This is a genomic window from Streptomyces sp. NPDC007907, from assembly GCF_042959365.1.
Classification (GTDB): Bacteria; Actinomycetota; Actinomycetes; order Streptomycetales; family Streptomycetaceae; genus Streptomyces; species Streptomyces indiaensis.
On sequence record NZ_JBIBKR010000004.1, the window covers coordinates 364,637 to 380,490 of the forward strand.

At 71.4% G+C, this 15,854-nt stretch carries 12 protein-coding genes; 1 reads left to right on the plus strand and 11 read right to left on the minus strand.

All coding sequences use genetic code 11. The annotated features are described in order from the left end of the window. Positions 1-2: 2 nt before the first annotated feature. From ACFZDI_RS18020 to ACFZDI_RS18070, 11 genes are all read right to left on the minus strand, one after another. Complete coding sequence (locus tag ACFZDI_RS18020; protein ID WP_391252264.1) at positions 3-2,564, minus strand: tetratricopeptide repeat protein; 2,562 nt, start codon at positions 2,562-2,564, stop codon at positions 3-5. A gap of 17 nt (positions 2,565-2,581) precedes the next feature. After that, the gene (locus tag ACFZDI_RS18025) at positions 2,582-3,916 is read right to left on the minus strand and encodes a hypothetical protein (RefSeq protein ID WP_391251594.1); all 1,335 of its coding nucleotides are present in this window, start codon (positions 3,914-3,916) and stop codon (positions 2,582-2,584) included. A gap of 67 nt (positions 3,917-3,983) precedes the next feature. Next, on the minus strand, positions 3,984-5,036 hold the full coding sequence (locus ACFZDI_RS18030) for a glutamate ABC transporter substrate-binding protein (protein ID WP_234850684.1): 1,053 nt from the start codon (positions 5,034-5,036) through the stop codon (positions 3,984-3,986). Further along, a complete protein-coding gene (locus ACFZDI_RS18035; protein ID WP_391251597.1) occupies positions 5,033-6,496 on the minus strand; it encodes a hypothetical protein in 1,464 nt (487 codons plus the stop codon). The genes ACFZDI_RS18030 and ACFZDI_RS18035 overlap by 4 nt, the downstream gene beginning before the upstream one ends. A gap of 444 nt (positions 6,497-6,940) precedes the next feature. Further along, complete coding sequence (locus ACFZDI_RS18040) at positions 6,941-7,912, minus strand: BadF/BadG/BcrA/BcrD ATPase family protein (RefSeq protein ID WP_391251599.1); 972 nt, start codon at positions 7,910-7,912, stop codon at positions 6,941-6,943. Continuing rightward, complete coding sequence (locus ACFZDI_RS18045; RefSeq protein WP_391251601.1) at positions 7,903-9,165, minus strand: 6-phospho-beta-glucosidase; 1,263 nt, start codon at positions 9,163-9,165, stop codon at positions 7,903-7,905. Before ACFZDI_RS18045 ends, ACFZDI_RS18040 begins: the two co-directional genes overlap by 10 nt. Positions 9,166-9,170: 5 nt before the next feature. Further along, positions 9,171-10,064 (minus strand): carbohydrate ABC transporter permease, encoded by an 894-nt coding sequence (locus tag ACFZDI_RS18050; RefSeq protein ID WP_234850280.1) that lies wholly within the window; start codon positions 10,062-10,064, stop codon positions 9,171-9,173. Beyond that, the gene (locus tag ACFZDI_RS18055) at positions 10,061-11,005 is read right to left on the minus strand and encodes a carbohydrate ABC transporter permease (RefSeq protein WP_234850279.1); all 945 of its coding nucleotides are present in this window, start codon (positions 11,003-11,005) and stop codon (positions 10,061-10,063) included. Before ACFZDI_RS18055 ends, ACFZDI_RS18050 begins: the two co-directional genes overlap by 4 nt. A 3-nt stretch (positions 11,006-11,008) precedes the next feature. Beyond that, positions 11,009-12,346 (minus strand): extracellular solute-binding protein, encoded by a 1,338-nt coding sequence (locus ACFZDI_RS18060; protein ID WP_391251603.1) that lies wholly within the window; start codon positions 12,344-12,346, stop codon positions 11,009-11,011. Positions 12,347-12,406: 60 nt separating this feature from the next. Next, positions 12,407-13,618, minus strand: coding sequence for an ROK family protein (locus tag ACFZDI_RS18065; RefSeq protein WP_391251605.1), 1,212 nt, complete (start codon positions 13,616-13,618; stop codon positions 12,407-12,409). Positions 13,619-13,872: 254 nt separating this feature from the next. Further along, positions 13,873-14,952, minus strand: coding sequence for a mechanosensitive ion channel family protein (locus ACFZDI_RS18070; RefSeq protein ID WP_234850283.1), 1,080 nt, complete (start codon positions 14,950-14,952; stop codon positions 13,873-13,875). A 343-nt stretch (positions 14,953-15,295) separates the two neighbouring features. Between ACFZDI_RS18070 and ACFZDI_RS18075 the strand changes: the two genes are divergently transcribed. Beyond that, on the plus strand, positions 15,296-15,832 hold the full coding sequence (locus ACFZDI_RS18075) for an HNH endonuclease (protein ID WP_086560153.1): 537 nt from the start codon (positions 15,296-15,298) through the stop codon (positions 15,830-15,832). Positions 15,833-15,854 lie beyond the last annotated feature (22 nt).

Here is a 15,854-nt window from a genome sequence, read left to right on the forward strand (position 1 = left end):
AACTACACCCACGTCCGGGGGCGGTAACGATTGGCACGTTCCACCAGGTCGATCCTCTCCTCGCCGCCCCCCGCCAGCCGGGCCAGCGTGCGGTACGAGCGTTCCAGACCGAAACGCAGGCCCCGCTCGTCCAGGCCGCTGCCGAGCAGCGTCCGTCCCCCGGCGGCGGGAGGGGCGGAACCCTGGCCCCCGGAGAGTACCCAGTCCAGCGCGCATCCGAGGACTTCGGCCGACAACCGCTCCCGGCGCGCCGGATCCAGACCGTACGCCTCCAGCGCCTCGACCTGCGCGGCGGCGGCCGTCAGATCCCCGAGGAACGCCGCGTCGGCGGCGGTCGGCGTGCGCTGCCGCAGCCGCGCCCGGACGGCCGCGACCCGCGCCGCCGTGTAGTGGATGGACGACTCCGGGACCGACTCCAGCGTCCGTACGGCACCGTGCCGGTCCCCGGTCGCCAACTGGACGCGGGCCAAGCCGAACGCGGCGCTCACATGGCTCGGGTCGGTGGACCACACCAGCCGGTAGTACTCGGCGGCGTTGTCGAGCTGGCCCAGCACCTCCGCGCACAGGCCGAGCGCCAGCTTGGGCGCGATCTCGCCGGGGAAGGCGTCGTAGATCGCGTCGAAGGCGAGCGCGGCGCCCTCGTCGTCGCCCGTCACCAGCGCCGCCACGCCCCGGTACCAGACCACCCGCCAGTCGTCGGGCCGCTCACCCTCCAGCGCGACCAGCTCCCGCAGCGCCGCGGCCGGGTCACCGGTCTCAAGCCACGCCCGGATCTGCCGCAGCCGCGTCTCGATCGACGGGGCCGGGGCGGCCGCCAGGGCGCCGAGCAGCTCGCCCGGCGCCGAGGTCATCAGGCCCGCCAGGAAACCGGCGTTGGGGTCGGACGGATCGACGCGCGGGACGGGCAGGGAGAAGGCGGCGGCCGGGGTGTCGACCGGCCTGACGAGACCGTGCGAACCCTCGGTCCCCTGCGGGGGCGGCAGCACGGCCGCAGCGCCGGTGCCGGCCCGGGCGGGCACCACCCGCGCCCCCAGGCGGGACACCTCGCCGTCCAGCCGCGGGAACAACTCGGTGTCCGTCACACGCAGTTCCGGACCGAACAGCGTGGACAGGGCGGGGCGGGCGCGGCCCGTCTGGAGGGAGACGACCTCCCGCAGGACACCCGTCAGCTGCTCGGTCATCTCCTGCGCGGAGGCGAACCGGCGGGCCGGGTCGGGATCCGTGGCGCGCACCAGGAGCCGGTAGAACGACTCGTACTGCCGGAACACCTCGATGTGGTCCGGGTCGGGCAGCGAGTCGGCGTAGACGTTCGTGTAGCCCTGGAAGTCGAAGGTCATGACCGCGAGGGTCCGGGCGACCGTGTACAGGTCGCTCGCCACCGACGGGCCCGCCTCGGCCACCTCCGGGGCCTGGTAGCCGACCGTGCCGTAGATGGCCGACTCCTCGTCGTCCATCCGGCGCACCGCACCCATGTCGATCAGCTTGAGCTGGTCCTCGGTCTGGATGGCGTTGTCGACCTTGAAGTCGCAGTACAGCAGGTTGCGGCTGTGCAGGTGCCCGAGTGCTTCCAGCGCCTCGATGCCGTACGCGCAGGCCTGCTCCACCGGCAGCGGGTCGCGTCTGCCCTGCGGGGTGCGGCGGGCGTTGGCGATCTCCTTGAGGGACTTGCCGCCGACGTACTCCATGACGATGTAGCCGTCGAGCGAGCCCGTGCGCGGGTCCAGGTGCTCCACGAAGTTGTAGATCCGCACGATGTTGGCGTGCTCGATCTCCGCGAGGAACCGCCGCTCGGAGATCGCCGCCGCCATCGCGTCCTGGTCGCCCGTGTCCAGCAGGCCCTTGAGGACCACCCAGCGGTCCGAGACCGCCCGGTCGACCGCGAGGTAGATCCAGCCCAGCCCGCCGTGCGCCAGGCAGCCGACCACCTCGTACTGGCCGTGCACCACGTCCCCGGACTTCAGCTTCGGCGCGAAGGAGTACGGGTGGCCGCACTTGGTGCAGAAGCCCTCCGTACGGCCGGGCCGGTCGCCGCGCGCCCGGCCCACCGGGGCGCCGCAGTCGGAGCGCGAGCAGAACCGCTTCCGCTCGGGCACCTCCGGGTGGTCCAGGACCATCTCGCGCGGGTCGGGCCGCGGGATCGGCGGCACCTGCACCAGCCCGGCGCCCAGCCTGCCGCGCGATCCGGAACCGGTGGTCGAGCCGGAGCTGCGCACCGACACCGAGCGGCCCGTCGACTTGCCCGACAGGGACCGTGACAGGCGTCCCGACACCGAGCGGCGGGACCTCGACGACTGGGACGACGTGCGCGAACTGCGGCTGCCGGCGCGGGAACCTTCACTGCCGGACCCGCGGGAGCCGCCCCGGCCCCCGGCGGTGACGCCGGTGGGCTGCGAGCCGACCGAACCTCCCCCAAAGGAGGGACCACCAGCCGCGACGACCGGGGCCAGACCGCAGGTGTCGCAGTACAGTTCGCCGCCGCCCACGTCCTCGTACGCGCCCTCGCAGCCGGGGCGCTGGCAGGCGCGTGGCGGCGCGCCGGCGGGCTCCTGCGGTGCCTGGGTCATGGACTCCCTCTCGTCGCTCATGCGCCCGGCTCCCTCCGGTCGTCCTCCGGCACGTCCTGCCCCGGTACTCGCGGGCCGCCGAGCAGTTCCGCGGCCGCGTGCTGGAAGCGCAGCACCGCCTGCTCGGCGGCGCGCAGGTCGCAGGGGGCGCTCCAGAGCATGCGGCGCGCCTTCTCGTACCGCTCCACCAGCAGCGTGTCCTCGGCGAAGCCGTGCCGGGCGACCTTCGCCTTGTACGCGTCGAGACGGCCGCGCAGCTCGGCGCGGACCGCCAGCGGGGCGGTGACCGCCGTCAACGACTCGCGGGCCCGCAGCAGTTCGTCCTCGGCCTTCTGCTCCAGGGACTCCAGCAGCGGTGACAGCCGGTGCCACTGCGCCTGCCTGCGGTACTCGGCCGCGGCCGCCAGCTGCTCTTGCAGCACGGTCGGCGGCCCGCTGACGACCGGCACCTCCGTCGCCGCGATCTTCGCGAGGACCTCGCCGCGCGCCGTGCGCGCCTCGGCGAGCGTGCGGTCCGCGCGGCTGAGGATGTCCCGCAGCCTCACGATCCGCTTCTCGGCGTCCTGGCGGACCGTCAGCACGGCGTCGATCTCGCGGCGGACGTCCTCCAGGGCGCGCGCCTCACGGTCGTACACCGTCGTGTCCGGCCGGCCGCCGCCGGGTGCCGAACTGCCCTCCGCGGCGAGCCAGAACGCCAGCGGGTCCGAGACCACCTGCTCGCGCAGCTTGGTCAGTATCCGCGTGATGCGCTCCAGGTCGTCACCGGCCGGGTGCTCGCCGGGGCGCACGCCGACCGAGTGCGCGAGCCGGCGGGTGCGCTGGAGTTCGGCCGCGAGCAGGTCGATCCGGGCCGGCAGGGCCGACCAGACTGCGTCCGCGGCGACCACCATGTCCAGGCTCGCCGCGTACAGCTCGTTCATCCGGTCGACGAGGGTGCTGAGCGAGTAGCGCTCGCTCAGCTTCGTCGGACTTCCGTTCAGAGTGGGGGCGTTGGCCGTCGCCGTGGCGCTGCCCGCGACCGTGACGGACTCGCCGTTCAGCAGTTCCGTCAGTTCCACGAGGTCCTCGCGGCTGGACCAGCGGCGGCGGGACCGGATGTCGCGGGCGGAGCGCAACGCGTCGGTGTACGCGTCGAAGTACGTCCACAGCAGCGTGATCGACGCCTCCGTGGACGTCCAGCGCTCCCGGGTGACGCCGGTCAGTTCGGCGCCCTCCAGGAGTCTGCGGCCCGCGTGGTCCTGGAGGGCGAGGAGGGAGGTCTCGATCGCCTCGTGTTCCGCGCCGAGCCGCGCCAGCGCACGGTCCACCTCGTCCCGGTCCATCACCGGCCCGGTGGGTCCCGTGACGCCCATCGATCACCTCTCGCTGCGGTCGTGCCCGTCGGGGGCTTGTCGTCGTGGTCCGGTCGTGTGCCGGTCGTCAGCTCGTGCGGAGGTACTGCGGTGCCGGGGGTTCCGACTTCTTCGCATCCTTGCCCAGTGTGGCCGCCAGCCATTGGTCGTACGACGCCTGCCAGCCGTTCGCGCTGTCCTTGCGGTAGTCCACGAGGATCCGGTTGACCCGGCGTACCAGATCGTCCGCGTCCTTCTTCATCGCCACGCCGTAGTACTCGGCAGTGAAGGCGTCACCCTTGAGCTGGACCGTCGGATCCTGTGCCGCCTGGCTCGCGGCGAGCGCGCCGTCGGTGACCACGGCGTCGACCTCGCCGAGCTGGAGCCGTACGAGGCAGTCGAGTTGGTTCGGGACGGTGGTGGATATGTCGGTGCTGGCGGGCAGTTCGCCGGCCTTCTGGTCCGCCTCCAGCGTGGAGTACGCCGTGGAGCCGGCCGCCGTGCAGACCTTGCGGCCCGCGAGCGTGTCGTCGTAGCCCTTGACGGGCGAGGACTTCGGGGCGAGGACCTGCTGGCCCGTCTTGAAGTAGGGCGCGGAGAAGGCTACGTCGGCGATGCGGGCGCAGTTGATCGTCATCGTGCGGACGACCATGTCCACGGTGCCGTCCTGGATCGCCGGGATGCGCTGGTTGGTGGGGATCGCCTTGAACTGGACGGCGTCGGGGTCGCCGAGGATGTCCTCGGCGATGCGGTGGACCAGGTCGATGTCGAAGCCCTCGAGCTCCGCGGTCTTGCCGCTGTTGGGGTTGCGATAGCCCCACCGGTAGCTGTTCTGGTCGACACCGACGACCAGTTTGCGCTTCTCGCCCTCACGGTCCTTGATCGCCCGGATGGTGTCGCCGTCGGCGGACGAGGGGGAGAGCGTCTGCTTCTCGGGGGCCTCGCAGTCCTCCTCCGCCCTGGTCTCGGCGGTACGGGTGGTCGCGGTGGTGTTCTGGGCGGCCCCCGTGCTCGCGGTGAGCGGCAGACACAGGGCCGCCAGCGCCACCAGGGCGCAGACGACTGCCATCGCGGTCACTCCGCCCCAGCCCCTGAGCGTGTCTCGCACGGTCGTTCCTCCCTTCGCCCCCGGCCCGTTCATCGGTACTCCGACAGCCTGCGCCCGATGCCCAGGACCGCGCCCGCGGCGCCCAGCACCGCCAGCACGGCCACACCCGCGGGCATGCCCGTCAGCGCGTCACGGCCGTCGCCCGCCGCGCGCTGGAACTCGGTCTCCTCGTGCGCGAGTGCCCTGCGCAGGTTGTCGTCGACGCTGTCGAAGCACTCGCCGGTCGCGCCCTTGGCGCCGATGACCCTGTTCAGCGCCTGCTGGTAGTTGCCGTTCTCGTCCTGCTCGCGGGCCGCGCCGTGCCGCTTCTTCCACTCCTGCATGTTGCCCATGGCGGCGGTGACGGGGCGTTCGCCCGAGGCGTCGTCGGCGAGCTTCTCGGCTGCCGCCAGGTGGGTGGCGAGGGCCTTGATGTCGGTGCCGAAGTCGTAGTCGTAGGCGTCGTAGGTCTCTTCGCCGACCTTCTTCGTCTCCGCGCCGCGGGCCACCAGGGTCAGGTTCTCGTTGCCCCGGGCCTTGAGGGAGGCGATGCGCGCGTCGTGCAGGACGTTCAGGGAGCGGACGCCGTGGTCGAAGGAGTCGTTCAGGCCCGCGCGGGCGAGGGTGTGTCCCACGACCAGCCAGAGCAGGACGACCGTCGCCGTGGCGGTCGCGGCGACCAGGCCGTGGTTGAGGACCCTGTTCGTCCGCCGGTAGTTGCGGTGCTGGGCCCAGGCGAGGGCGGCCAGGGCGGCGACGCCGAGGGCGATGGCCGCCCAGGGGTAGGGCGTGGCGGCCGCGTAGTCCGCGCCGAGGCGCTGGTTCTCCTTCTTGTAGAGGTCCTCCGCCGCCGGGAGCATCTGCTGCTGCATCTTCTCGTTGGCGTAGCGGAGGTAGGCGCCGCCGACCGGGAAGCCCTGCCGGTTGTACGTGCGGGCGCGCTCCACCAGGCCCTTGTACTCCGGCAGGAGCCTGTTGAGCTTCGCGATCGTCCTGGTGGAGGGGGAGTCCGGGTCGGCGTTCGCGGCGGCGTTGACGAGTTTCTCCGCGGCGGTGTGGATGTCCCGCTCGTAGCGGTCGCGGGTGGCGGCCGACTCCTGGCCGCCGGCGAGGAAGCCGCTGGAGGCGGCGGTGTTGGCGTCCGCGAGGGAGCGGTAGATGTCGGCGGCGTCCGAGCTGAGGGGCTGGCTGCGGGTGAGGACGTCGTCGGCGGCGGCCGCGCGGTCGGTCATCTGCCAGGCGGTGACGGCGCCGAAGGCGAGGACGAGGCAGGCCAGGAGGGCGCCGATGATGCGCAGACGGCCCGGCTCGGTGGTGGCGGCGGAGCGGAGCTGGTCGATGCCCTCGGCGAAGGCGGTGCGGCGGGGGCCCGTCGGGGGAGTGGAGGGCGCGGGGGTGTGTGCGGGGGGCCGGGAGGGGGGTGCTGATGCTGGTGCTGCCTGCGCCGGGACCGCCGGCAGGACGGGCAGGCCCGGGCCCGGTGGTGGCGGGCTGCTCTTCGGCGTGTACGTCACTGTGACCTCCCCCATGGTCATCCGTCGCCGCAAGTATCGCTGCCGGGGCCGACATCCGCACCGGGCTTGCTCCGATCTTGATCGGATCGCAGTGTGCGGCGTGCCGGCCTCGCGGAGCGCGCCCCCTCGCACCACCCCTTGTCCAGGAACACGAGCGGGGGGTTGATTCGGTTCCCGTGCGGCGTGGTGGGGGTGCGGGTGCCTGCGCCTTCCGCCGGGTGTGGGTCGGGGCCGCGTCGGGGGGTGTCCGTCCTCGGAACGGTGCGGTTGACCTTCGTACCGACGGACTGGCGTTGACGCGCCAACCGCTGCGGGCGGACACCCCCGACACGTCCCCTTGCGTCTGACGGCGGCCGCGGGTGCGTCGTGGCTCGCCCCTCGCTGCGCGCAGTCGTGCCGCCGGGTTGCGGGCCCCCCGGCCTCAGCGGCGACAGTAGTTGCGGTTCATACGCCGTAGTGCCTCCGCAACCGTCCCTGTGCTCCCTCGTCCGCGCCCACTCTGTCCAGGCCCAGCAGCGCCGCCCCCAGCACGGGGCTCGCCGTCACCACCTGCGGCATCGCCTTCGGGGCGCGGGCCGTCAGCAAGTGTTCGACGTGGTCGTTCAGTTGGGCGTGCCGGGCCGCCAGGACGCCGCCGCCCAGGAGGACCGGTGTCGGCTCGTCCAGGAGGTCCAGGCGAGTCAGGGCGACCACCGCCATGTCGACCACCTCCTCGGCCTGGCGTTCCACGATCGTGCGGGCGATCGGGTCGCCGTCGGCGGCCGTGGCGAAGAGGACCGGGGTCAGCTCGTGGCGCCGGAGCGCCGGGATGTGCTCCAGGTGCAGTGCCTCGACCAGGGCGTACACGGACGGCAGGCCGAAGTGGGCGGGGAGGGTGTGGGACAGGGCGGTGGGGGCGCCGCGGCCGTCCTCCGCCCGGGAGGCGTGCCACAGGGCCTCCTCGGACAGGCCCCAGCCTCCGCCCCAGTCGCCCGAGACCCTGCCCAGTGCCGGGAAGCGGGCCGTGCGGCCGTCGGGGCGCATGCCCACGCAGTTGATGCCCGCGCCGCAGACGACGGCTACACCCCGGGGTTCGGTCGCACCGGCCCGCAGGATGGCGAAGGTGTCGTTGCGGACCGTCACCGTCGTGCCCCATGCGCGGGCCCGCAGCGTCGCGGCCAGCCGCTCCTCCTCCACGGGGAAGTCGGCGTTCGCCAGGCACGCCGAGACGTGCGTGACCGAGGTGAGCCCCGCGGTGGTGAGGGCCTTGGTGACGGTCCCGGCCAGGTCGTCCATCGCCGCGGCCACTCCCACGGCCGGTGGACGGAAACCGCCCCCGCGTGCCGTGGCCAGGACCTCCCCGTCCGCCGTCACGATCGCGACGTCCGTCTTGCTGTTGCCCGCGTCGATGGCGAGGACTCGTGCGCTCAGGCCCACGCGAGGTGCTCCCGGTTGTGTGCGATCAGCCGGTCGGTGAGCGTCTCGGCGTACGCGTACTGGCCGACGAGGGGATGGGAGAGCAGGGCGCGGAAGACGCGGTCCCTGCCGCCGTGCAGGGCGGCCTGGAGGGCCAGGTCCTCGTAGGCCGTCACGTTCGCCATCAGGCCGGCGAAGAGGGGGTCCACGGGGTGCACGGGCAGCGGGGACGCGCCCTTGGACCCCACTGCCGCCTGCACCTCGATCACCGCGTCGTCGGGCAGGAACGGGAGCGTGCCCCGGTTGTACGTGTTCACCACCTGGTACGGCGAGCCGCCGCCCAGCAGGGCCGCCGCCAGGTCCACCGCGGCCTCCGAGTAGAAGGCGCCGCCCCGCCGGGCGAGCAGCTCCGGCTTCTCGTCCAGGGCCGGGTCCGCGTACATCGCGAGCAGTGTGCTTTCCATCGCCGCCACTTCGGCCGCTCGGGACGGTTTCGTCCGCAGTTCCCGTACGACCTCGTCGTGCGCGTAGTAGTAGCGCAGGTAGTAGGAGGGGACCACGCCCAGGGTGTCGAGCAGGGGGCGGGGCAGGCGGAGGTCGGCGGCGATGGTGTCGCCGTGCTCGCCCAGCAGTTTCGGCAGGACGTCCTCGCCTTCCGGGCCGCCCAGGCGTACGGCCGTCTCCCAGGTGAGGTGGTTGAGGCCCACGTGGTCGAGGTGGACGTCCGGCGGCGTCACGTTCAGCAGGGCGGCGAACGTGCGCTGGAGGCCGATCGCCACGTTGCACAGGCCCACCGCCTTGTGGCCCGCCTGGAGCAGGGCGCGGGTCACGATGCCCACCGGGTTGGTGAAGTCGATGATCCAGGCCCCGGGGTTGGTGCGGCGGACGCGGTCCGCGATGTCCAGGACGACCGGGACCGTGCGCAGGGCCTTCGCCAGGCCGCCGGCGCCGGTGGTCTCCTGGCCCACGCAGCCGCACTCCAGGGGCCAGGTCTCGTCCTGCTCGCGGGCCGCCTGGCCGCCCACGCGCAGTTGCAGCAGGACCGCGTCCGCGCCGTCCACCGCCTCGTCCAGGTCGCTGGTCGTGGTGACGCGGCCCGGGTGGTCCTGGCGGGCGAGGATACGCCGGGCGAGGCCGCCGACGAGGTCGAGGCGGCCTTGGGCCGGGTCCATCAGGACCAGTTCCTCGACGGGCAGGGTGTCCCTCAGGCGGGCGAAGCCGTCCACGAGTTCGGGGGTGTAGGTCGAGCCTCCGCCGACCACGGTGAGTTTCATGGTGTTCAACCCTTTACTCCGGTGAGCGTGACACCCTCGACGAACGCCTTCTGGGCGAAGAAGAACACGAGGATCACGGGGGCCATGACCAGCACGGTGGCGGCCATGGTGAGGTTCCAGTCGGTGTGGTGCGCGCCCTTGAACGACTCCAGGCCGTAGGAGAGCGTCCAGGCGCCCGGGTTCTCCGAGGCGTAGATCTGGGGGCCGAAGTAGTCGTTCCACGCGTAGAAGAACTGGAACAGCGCCACTGCGGCTACGCCCGGTTTCGCCATCGGGAGCACCACCCTCAGCAGGGTGCGCAGATCGCCGCAGCCGTCCACCCTGGCCGCGTCCACGTACTCGTCGGGGATCGTCGTCAGGAACTGGCGCAGCAGGAAGATGGAGAACGCGTCGCCGAACGCCATGGGGATGATCAGCGGCCACAGGGTGCCGGACAGGTCCAGCTGCTTCGCCCAGAACAGGTACATCGGGATGACGATCACCTGCGGCGGCAGCATCATCATCGAGATGACCAGCATCAGTGCGAGATTGCGGCCGCGGAAGCGGAACTTGGCCAGGGCGTAGGCGACGGGGATCGAGGAGACGACCGTGAGGACCGTGCCCAGGCCTGCGTAGACGAGGGTGTTCTTCCACCAGGTGAGGAAGCCGGGGGTGTCGAAGACCTCGGCGTAGTTGCCCCACTCCCAGGTGTGCGGGATCAGGTCGCGGCTCAGCGCCTGGCTGTCGCTCATCAGGGAGGTGAGGAAGACGAAGACGAAGGGCAGCGTGAAGAACAGGGCCGCCGCGACGCCGAATGAGTGGATCGCGATCCATTCCAGCAACGCCCTGCGGTGGGCCGTGCGTTGTGCGGGCGAGGGCGGGGCTTTCAGCTCCAGGGGCTTGTCGAGCAGCTGTGTCATCGTTCACCTGCCTGGATCAGGCCGCCCCGGCGGCGCATCAGGAGTGCCGTGAAGGCCATGGAGAGGGCGAAGAGGACCAGGGCCACCACACAGGCCGAGCCGTAGTCGAAGCGCTGGAACCCCAGGTTGTAGACGAGTTGGGGGAGGGTGAGGGTCGACCTGTCGGGGTAGCCGGGCTCGAACTGGGTGCCCGCCCCCTGGATCACGCCCGAGGCGACCTTCCCGGCGATCAGCGGCTGGGTGTAGTACTGCATGGTCTGGATCACGCCCGTGACGACGGCGAACATGACGATCGGTGAGATGTTCGGGAGCGTGACGTAGCGGAAGCGCTGCCAGGGGCTCGCGCCGTCCAGCTCCGCCGCCTCGTACTGCTCCTTCGGCACGTCGAGCAGGGCCGCCATGAAGATGACCATCAGGTCGCCGATGCCCCACAGCGCCAGCAGGGTCAGGGCCGGCTTCGACCAGGTGGGGTCGTTGAACCAGCCGGGCGTGGGCAGGCCGGCCCTGTCGAGGAGTGAGTCGACCGGGCCCGTGCCGGGGTTGAGGAGGAAGGCGAAGGCCATCGTGGCCGCGACCGGCGGGGCCAGGTAGGGCAGGTAGAAGAGGGTGCGGAAGACACCCGTGGCCGTCTTGATCCTGGTGATCAGCAGGCCCACGCCCAGGCCGAAGGCGACCCGGAGCGTGACCATCACGACGACCAGCCACAGGGTGTTGCGCAGGGCGGGCCAGAAGAGGGGGTAGTGCTCGACGACGTACGCCCAGTTCTTCGTGCCCACCCACGCCGGCGGCTTGAAGCCGTCGTAGCGCATGAAGGAGAAGTAGACGGTGGAGATCAGGGGGTAGGCGAAGAAGACCGAGAAGCCGATCAGCCAGGGGGACAGGAAGGCGAGGGTGCGCAGGGCCGAGCGGCGGTGCTTCGCGCGCAACGTGAGAGTGCTCATGGCCTACTTCGCCTGCGCGATGTCCGTGTCGATCTGACGGGCGGTCTGCTGCAGGCCCTTCTTCAGGTCGGTCGCCTTGCCGCTCTCGTAGTCGTAGCCGAACTGCTGGATCGTCGTCAGGTAGACACCGCCGTTGACGGAGGCGGGGGCCGTGGTGGAGTCCGGGTTCGCGGCGATCTCCAGGAACGTCTTGAAGCGGGGGTCGTACTTCAGCTTCGGGGACTTCAGGGCCGCCAGCGTCGAGGGCACGTTGTGGATGGCGTTGGAGAAGTCCACCACCGCGTCCGTGTCCGTGGTCATGTACTTCACCAGCTCCCAGGCCGCGTTCTGCTTCCGGCTGGTCGCGGCGATGCCGGCGATGGTGCCGGTGATGTATCCCTTGCCGTACTCGTCGGCCCGGTCGTCGGGGACGGGCAGCGGGGCCACGCCGATGTCGAACTTCGGCTTGGTGTCCAGAGCCATGCCCAGGCGCCACTCGCCGTCGAGCTGCATGGCGACCTGGCCGGTGTGGAAGGGGTGCTTGGGGCCCCATTCGTCGCCCAGCTCGGAGCGGTAGGTCTCCAGCCTGCGGTAGCCGCCGAGCGCGTCGACGAGCTTCTTCTGGACCGTGAAGGCCTGGGCGAACGCCGGGTCCTTGCCGACGTTCGACTTGCCGTCCTTGTCGAAGTACGTCGGGGAGAACTGGCCGAGGTAGTGCTCGGTGGTGGTCTCCCAGCCGTGGTAGTTCGGCATGAAGCCGAGCTGCCGGTACGTCTCGCCCTGGCGGATCGTCAGCTTCTTCGCGTCCTTCTCGAACTCCGACCAGGTCTTCGGCGGGGCGGTGATGCCGGCCTTCTCGAACGCCGTCTTGTTGTAGTAGAGGCCGTAGGCGTCCCCGAGGAGGGGGACCGCGCAGCGGTTGCCGTCGAACTGGGTGTACTCGTTCATCGCCTTCGGGAAGGTCTTCCCCGGGTCGACGCCGGACTTCTCGAAGAACGGGTTGAGGTCCACCAGGGCGCCCGACGAGCAGAACTTCCCGACGCTGTTCGTGGTGAAGGACGAGATCACGTCCGGGGCCTTGGCGCCACCGGTGCGCAGGGCCTGGTTCATCTTGTCGTCCGTCATGTTGCCGACGACGTCGACGTGGATGTTGGGGTGCGCCTTCTCGAACCCCGCGACCAGGTCCTGGACGGCCTTCACCTCCGACGGCGCGCTCCAGGCGTGCCAGAAGGTGAGGGTCGTCTCCTTGGACGCGTCGTCGCCGGCACCGGCGCCGGACTGACCGGTGCACGCGGTGGCGAGAAGGGCGAGGGATGCGGAGGCGGCGAGGGCGATGACTGAATTTCTGGACATTCCGGGCATGGCGGAACTCCCTGAGGACGGGGAAGAGGGGGAGACGGGAAATGCGGGAGGGGGGCGGGATCAGCGGGAGGTGTCGAAGACCTCGTCGCGCGTCGTCGCGAGGGCGCTCTCCAGGGCGCCGCGCAGCACGGGGTGTTCACGCACGTCGCCCACGACCAGGCGAGGGCGCGAGGCGGCCAGTTCTTCCAGCTCGGCCTGGACGAGGGCGCGCAGCGGCTCGCCGCCCGAGGTGAGGGAGGCGCCGCTCAGCACGACGAGTTCGGGGTCGAGGACCGAGACCAGCGAGGCCAGGCCGGTGGCCAGCCGGGTCGCGTAGGTCCCGAGCAGGCGCCGGTGGGCGTCGTCGTCCGACCGGGCCGCCCTGGCGAGCAGTTCGGCGGCGGCCTCGGCGTACGGGCCCTGAGGGATGTCCTCGATGCCGAGCTCGGCGGCCAGCCGGGGAACGGCCTGCGAACCGGCGAGTTCCTGGTAGCCGCCGCTGTTGGCCTTGGTGACCTGGCGGACCAGGGGGGTGCCCGGCACCGGCAGGAAGCCGACCTCGCCGGCGCCGCCCGTCCAGCCGCGGTGCAGCCGGCCGCCCAGCACCAGGGCGGCGCCCAGGCCCTCCTCGTTCCACAGCAGCACGAAGTCCGTGTGGCCCCGGGCCGCGCCGAGGCGCTGTTCGGCGAGCGCGACCAGGTTGACGTCGTTCTCGTACTCGAACGGCATCGGCAGTGCGGCGGCGAGCTCGTTCAGCAGGGTGGGGGAGTGCCAGCCCGGGAGGTGGGAGGCGTAGCGCAGCCGGCCGGTGGCGGGGTCGAAGGCGCCGGGGGTGCCGATGACCAGGCGGTGGATGTCGTCCCGGGCGAGGCCTGCCGCCTTCACCGCGCCGTCCAGGGCGTCGGTGACCTGCTGGACGACCGGGGTGCCGGTGCGCCGGCCGGGGGTGGGCAGCTCGTGGCGGCCGACCGTGCGGCCGGTGATGTCGGCGACGGCGGCGAGGATCCGCTGGGGGGTGACGTCGAGCCCGGCGGCGTGACCGGCCGCCGGGTTGACCTCGTAGAGCTGGGCGCTGGGCCCCGGCCGGCCTTCGGTGGTGCCGGTGGCCAGGACGAGGCCCGCCGCCTCCAGGCGGGCCAGCAGCTGGGAGGCGGTCGGCTTGGACAGACCGGTGAGCTTGCCGATCCTGGTGCGGGAGAGCTGTCCGTGCTCCAGCAGCAGGTCGAGGGCGGCGCGGTCGTTCATGGCGCGCAGGACGCGTGGGGTGCCCGGCGTGCCGGCGGTTCCTGCCATGCGTGTCCACACCTGCCCTTCGGCTGCTCAGCTTCTCAGTGATCAGGCGGGGAAGTCCATCGGAGGCCGTTCCCTGGAGATCATTGTTAGGAAAGTTTCCTATCGGTGGGAGGAAGGTAGGCCCGGCGTCGCACGGGCGTCAAGAGGGGCCGGCCTGCCGTGGGCCGGGCATACCTGCCCGACATGCCTGCCGGACATGCCGAGAGGGCGGTGTCCGGCAGAACCGGACACCGCCCTCTTTCGTCGGGGGGCTGCTACTTCGTGGTGCTCGTCGGAGTGGGAGGAGTGAGCGGGGACGCCGCCGCCGACTGCGGGGACGACGAGTTCGCGTACACCGACGGCGCGGCCATCCCCGCCGTCGGGTCGACGGGCTGCTCCTCCACCGAGGCCGTGGCGCCGCCCACGATCCGGATGTTCGCCGCGTCGAAGGCCCGCTTGACGCGCCAGCGCAGCTCGCGCTCCACGGTCAGGGACTTGCCGGGCATCGTCTTGGCCGTGACGCGCACGACCATGGAGTCCAGCAGCACGCTGTCCAGGCCGAGGACCTCGATCGGGCCCCACAGCAGTTCGTTCCAGGGCTCCTCGGCGCTCATCTTCCCGGCGACCTCGTCCAGGGTGGCCTTCACCTTGTCCAGGTCCTCGCCGGCGTGCACGGTGACGTCGACGTTGGCGGTGGCCCAGCCCTGCGAGAGATTGCCGATGCGCTTGACCTCGCCGTTGCGGACGTACCAGATCTCACCGCCGTCGCCGCGCAGCTTGGTCACGCGCAGGCCGACCTCGATCACCTCGCCGGAGGCGACGCCCGCGTCGATCGTGTCGCCGACGCCGTACTGGTCCTCGAGGATCATGAAGACGCCGGACAGGAAGTCCGTGACGAGGTTGCGGGCTCCGAAGCCGATCGCGACACCGGCGACACCGGCCGAGGCCAGCAGCGGGGCGAGATTGATCTGGAAGGTGCCGAGGATCATCAGCGCCGCGGTGCCGATGATCAGGAACGATGCCACCGAGCGGAGCACCGAGCCGATGGCCTGCGAGCGCTGCCGTCGGCGTTCGACGTTGACGAGGAGCCCGCCGAGCGCGCTGCCGTCCACGGACTGGACGGTCCGGTTCATGCGGTCGATCAGCTTGGTGATCGCCCGTCGCACGAAGACCCTCAGCACCGCGGCGATCACCACGATGAGCAGGACCCTCAGGCCGATCGCGAGCCAGGTCGACCAGTTCTGCTCGACCCAGCCCGCGGCGTTCGTCGCGCTCTCCTGGGCGTCCTGGAGTGAAGGCACTCTCGGGGACTGGGTATCCGAGGGGGTCGGCGACGGTGACGGGTCGGCGGCCATCAGGACGGCGTCCGCGAGGGACAGGGACACGGCAGGTACCTCCAGGTGCAGCGGTCCGCCCCGGTGCGGTGGTTCTAGGGGGTCAAGGTCACGGCAGGGTCACCGAAGGGGCAGAACCACCACACTAACGGGGCATTGTGTGTGCTATCGCGGATTGTGTGAAGGAGAGACCGTGCTCACCTGGGCTTGAACAGGCCATGATCCGGGGGATGAATGGGGTGTGGTCGAAAACACTCCCAGCCCGTTACGGGGACATGGTGGCGCTTCCACCAGGCATGAGGGGAGACTGGCTACGAATCGTCCCGGCGCGAGCCACGCGCCGCCGGCGTCCAAGGAGGCATCCGTGCCGCATGTCCTGGTCCTCAACGCGTCGTACGAGCCACTCGGTGTCGTACCGCTCCGCCGCGCGCTCGTCCTCGTCCTCGAGAACAAGGCCGTCTGCCTCGAGGAGTCCGGCGCCTATCTGCACAGCGCGACCGTCACAGTCCCCGCACCCAGCGTGGTCCGGCTCAAGCGATTCGTCCGGGTTCCCTATCGGGGGCCCGTTCCTCTCACCCGCCGGGCGCTGTTCGCCCGCGACGGGGGCCGGTGCATGTACTGCGGTGGCGTCGCAACCAGCGTCGACCACGTCATCCCGCGCAGCCGCGGGGGCAAGCACGTCTGGGACAACGTGGTGGCGTCCTGCCGCCGCTGCAACCACGTGAAGGCCGACCGGCACCTCTTCGAGATCGGCTGGCGGCTGCGCCACAAACCCGCCCCGCCGTCGGGCCTGGCCTGGCGCATCATCGGGACCGGCCATAGGGACCCGCGCTGGCTGCCGTACTTGCAGCCGTACGGCGCGGACGACGCCATGGCCCGGATCGACGGCATTTCCGCCTGACGAGGATCCGGGCCTTCGTATT

Bases quoted from the DNA above. Each gene is read 5' to 3' on its own strand.
- ACFZDI_RS18050 (WP_234850280.1), bottom strand. From the start codon at position 10,064: ATGACACAGCTGCTCGACAAGCCCCTGGAGCTGAAAGCCCCGCCCTCG.
- ACFZDI_RS18030 (WP_234850684.1), bottom strand. From the start codon at position 5,036: ATGAACGGGCCGGGGGCGAAGGGAGGAACGACCGTGCGAGACACGCTC.
- ACFZDI_RS18045 (WP_391251601.1), bottom strand. From the start codon at position 9,165: ATGAAACTCACCGTGGTCGGCGGAGGCTCGACCTACACCCCCGAACTC.
- ACFZDI_RS18055 (WP_234850279.1), bottom strand. From the start codon at position 11,005: ATGAGCACTCTCACGTTGCGCGCGAAGCACCGCCGCTCGGCCCTGCGC.
- ACFZDI_RS18060 (WP_391251603.1), bottom strand. From the start codon at position 12,346: ATGCCCGGAATGTCCAGAAATTCAGTCATCGCCCTCGCCGCCTCCGCA.
- ACFZDI_RS18070 (WP_234850283.1), bottom strand. From the start codon at position 14,952: ATGGCCGCCGACCCGTCACCGTCGCCGACCCCCTCGGATACCCAGTCC.
- ACFZDI_RS18065 (WP_391251605.1), bottom strand. From the start codon at position 13,618: ATGGCAGGAACCGCCGGCACGCCGGGCACCCCACGCGTCCTGCGCGCC.
- ACFZDI_RS18020 (WP_391252264.1), bottom strand. From the start codon at position 2,564: ATGACCCAGGCACCGCAGGAGCCCGCCGGCGCGCCGCCACGCGCCTGC.
- ACFZDI_RS18025 (WP_391251594.1), bottom strand. From the start codon at position 3,916: ATGGGCGTCACGGGACCCACCGGGCCGGTGATGGACCGGGACGAGGTG.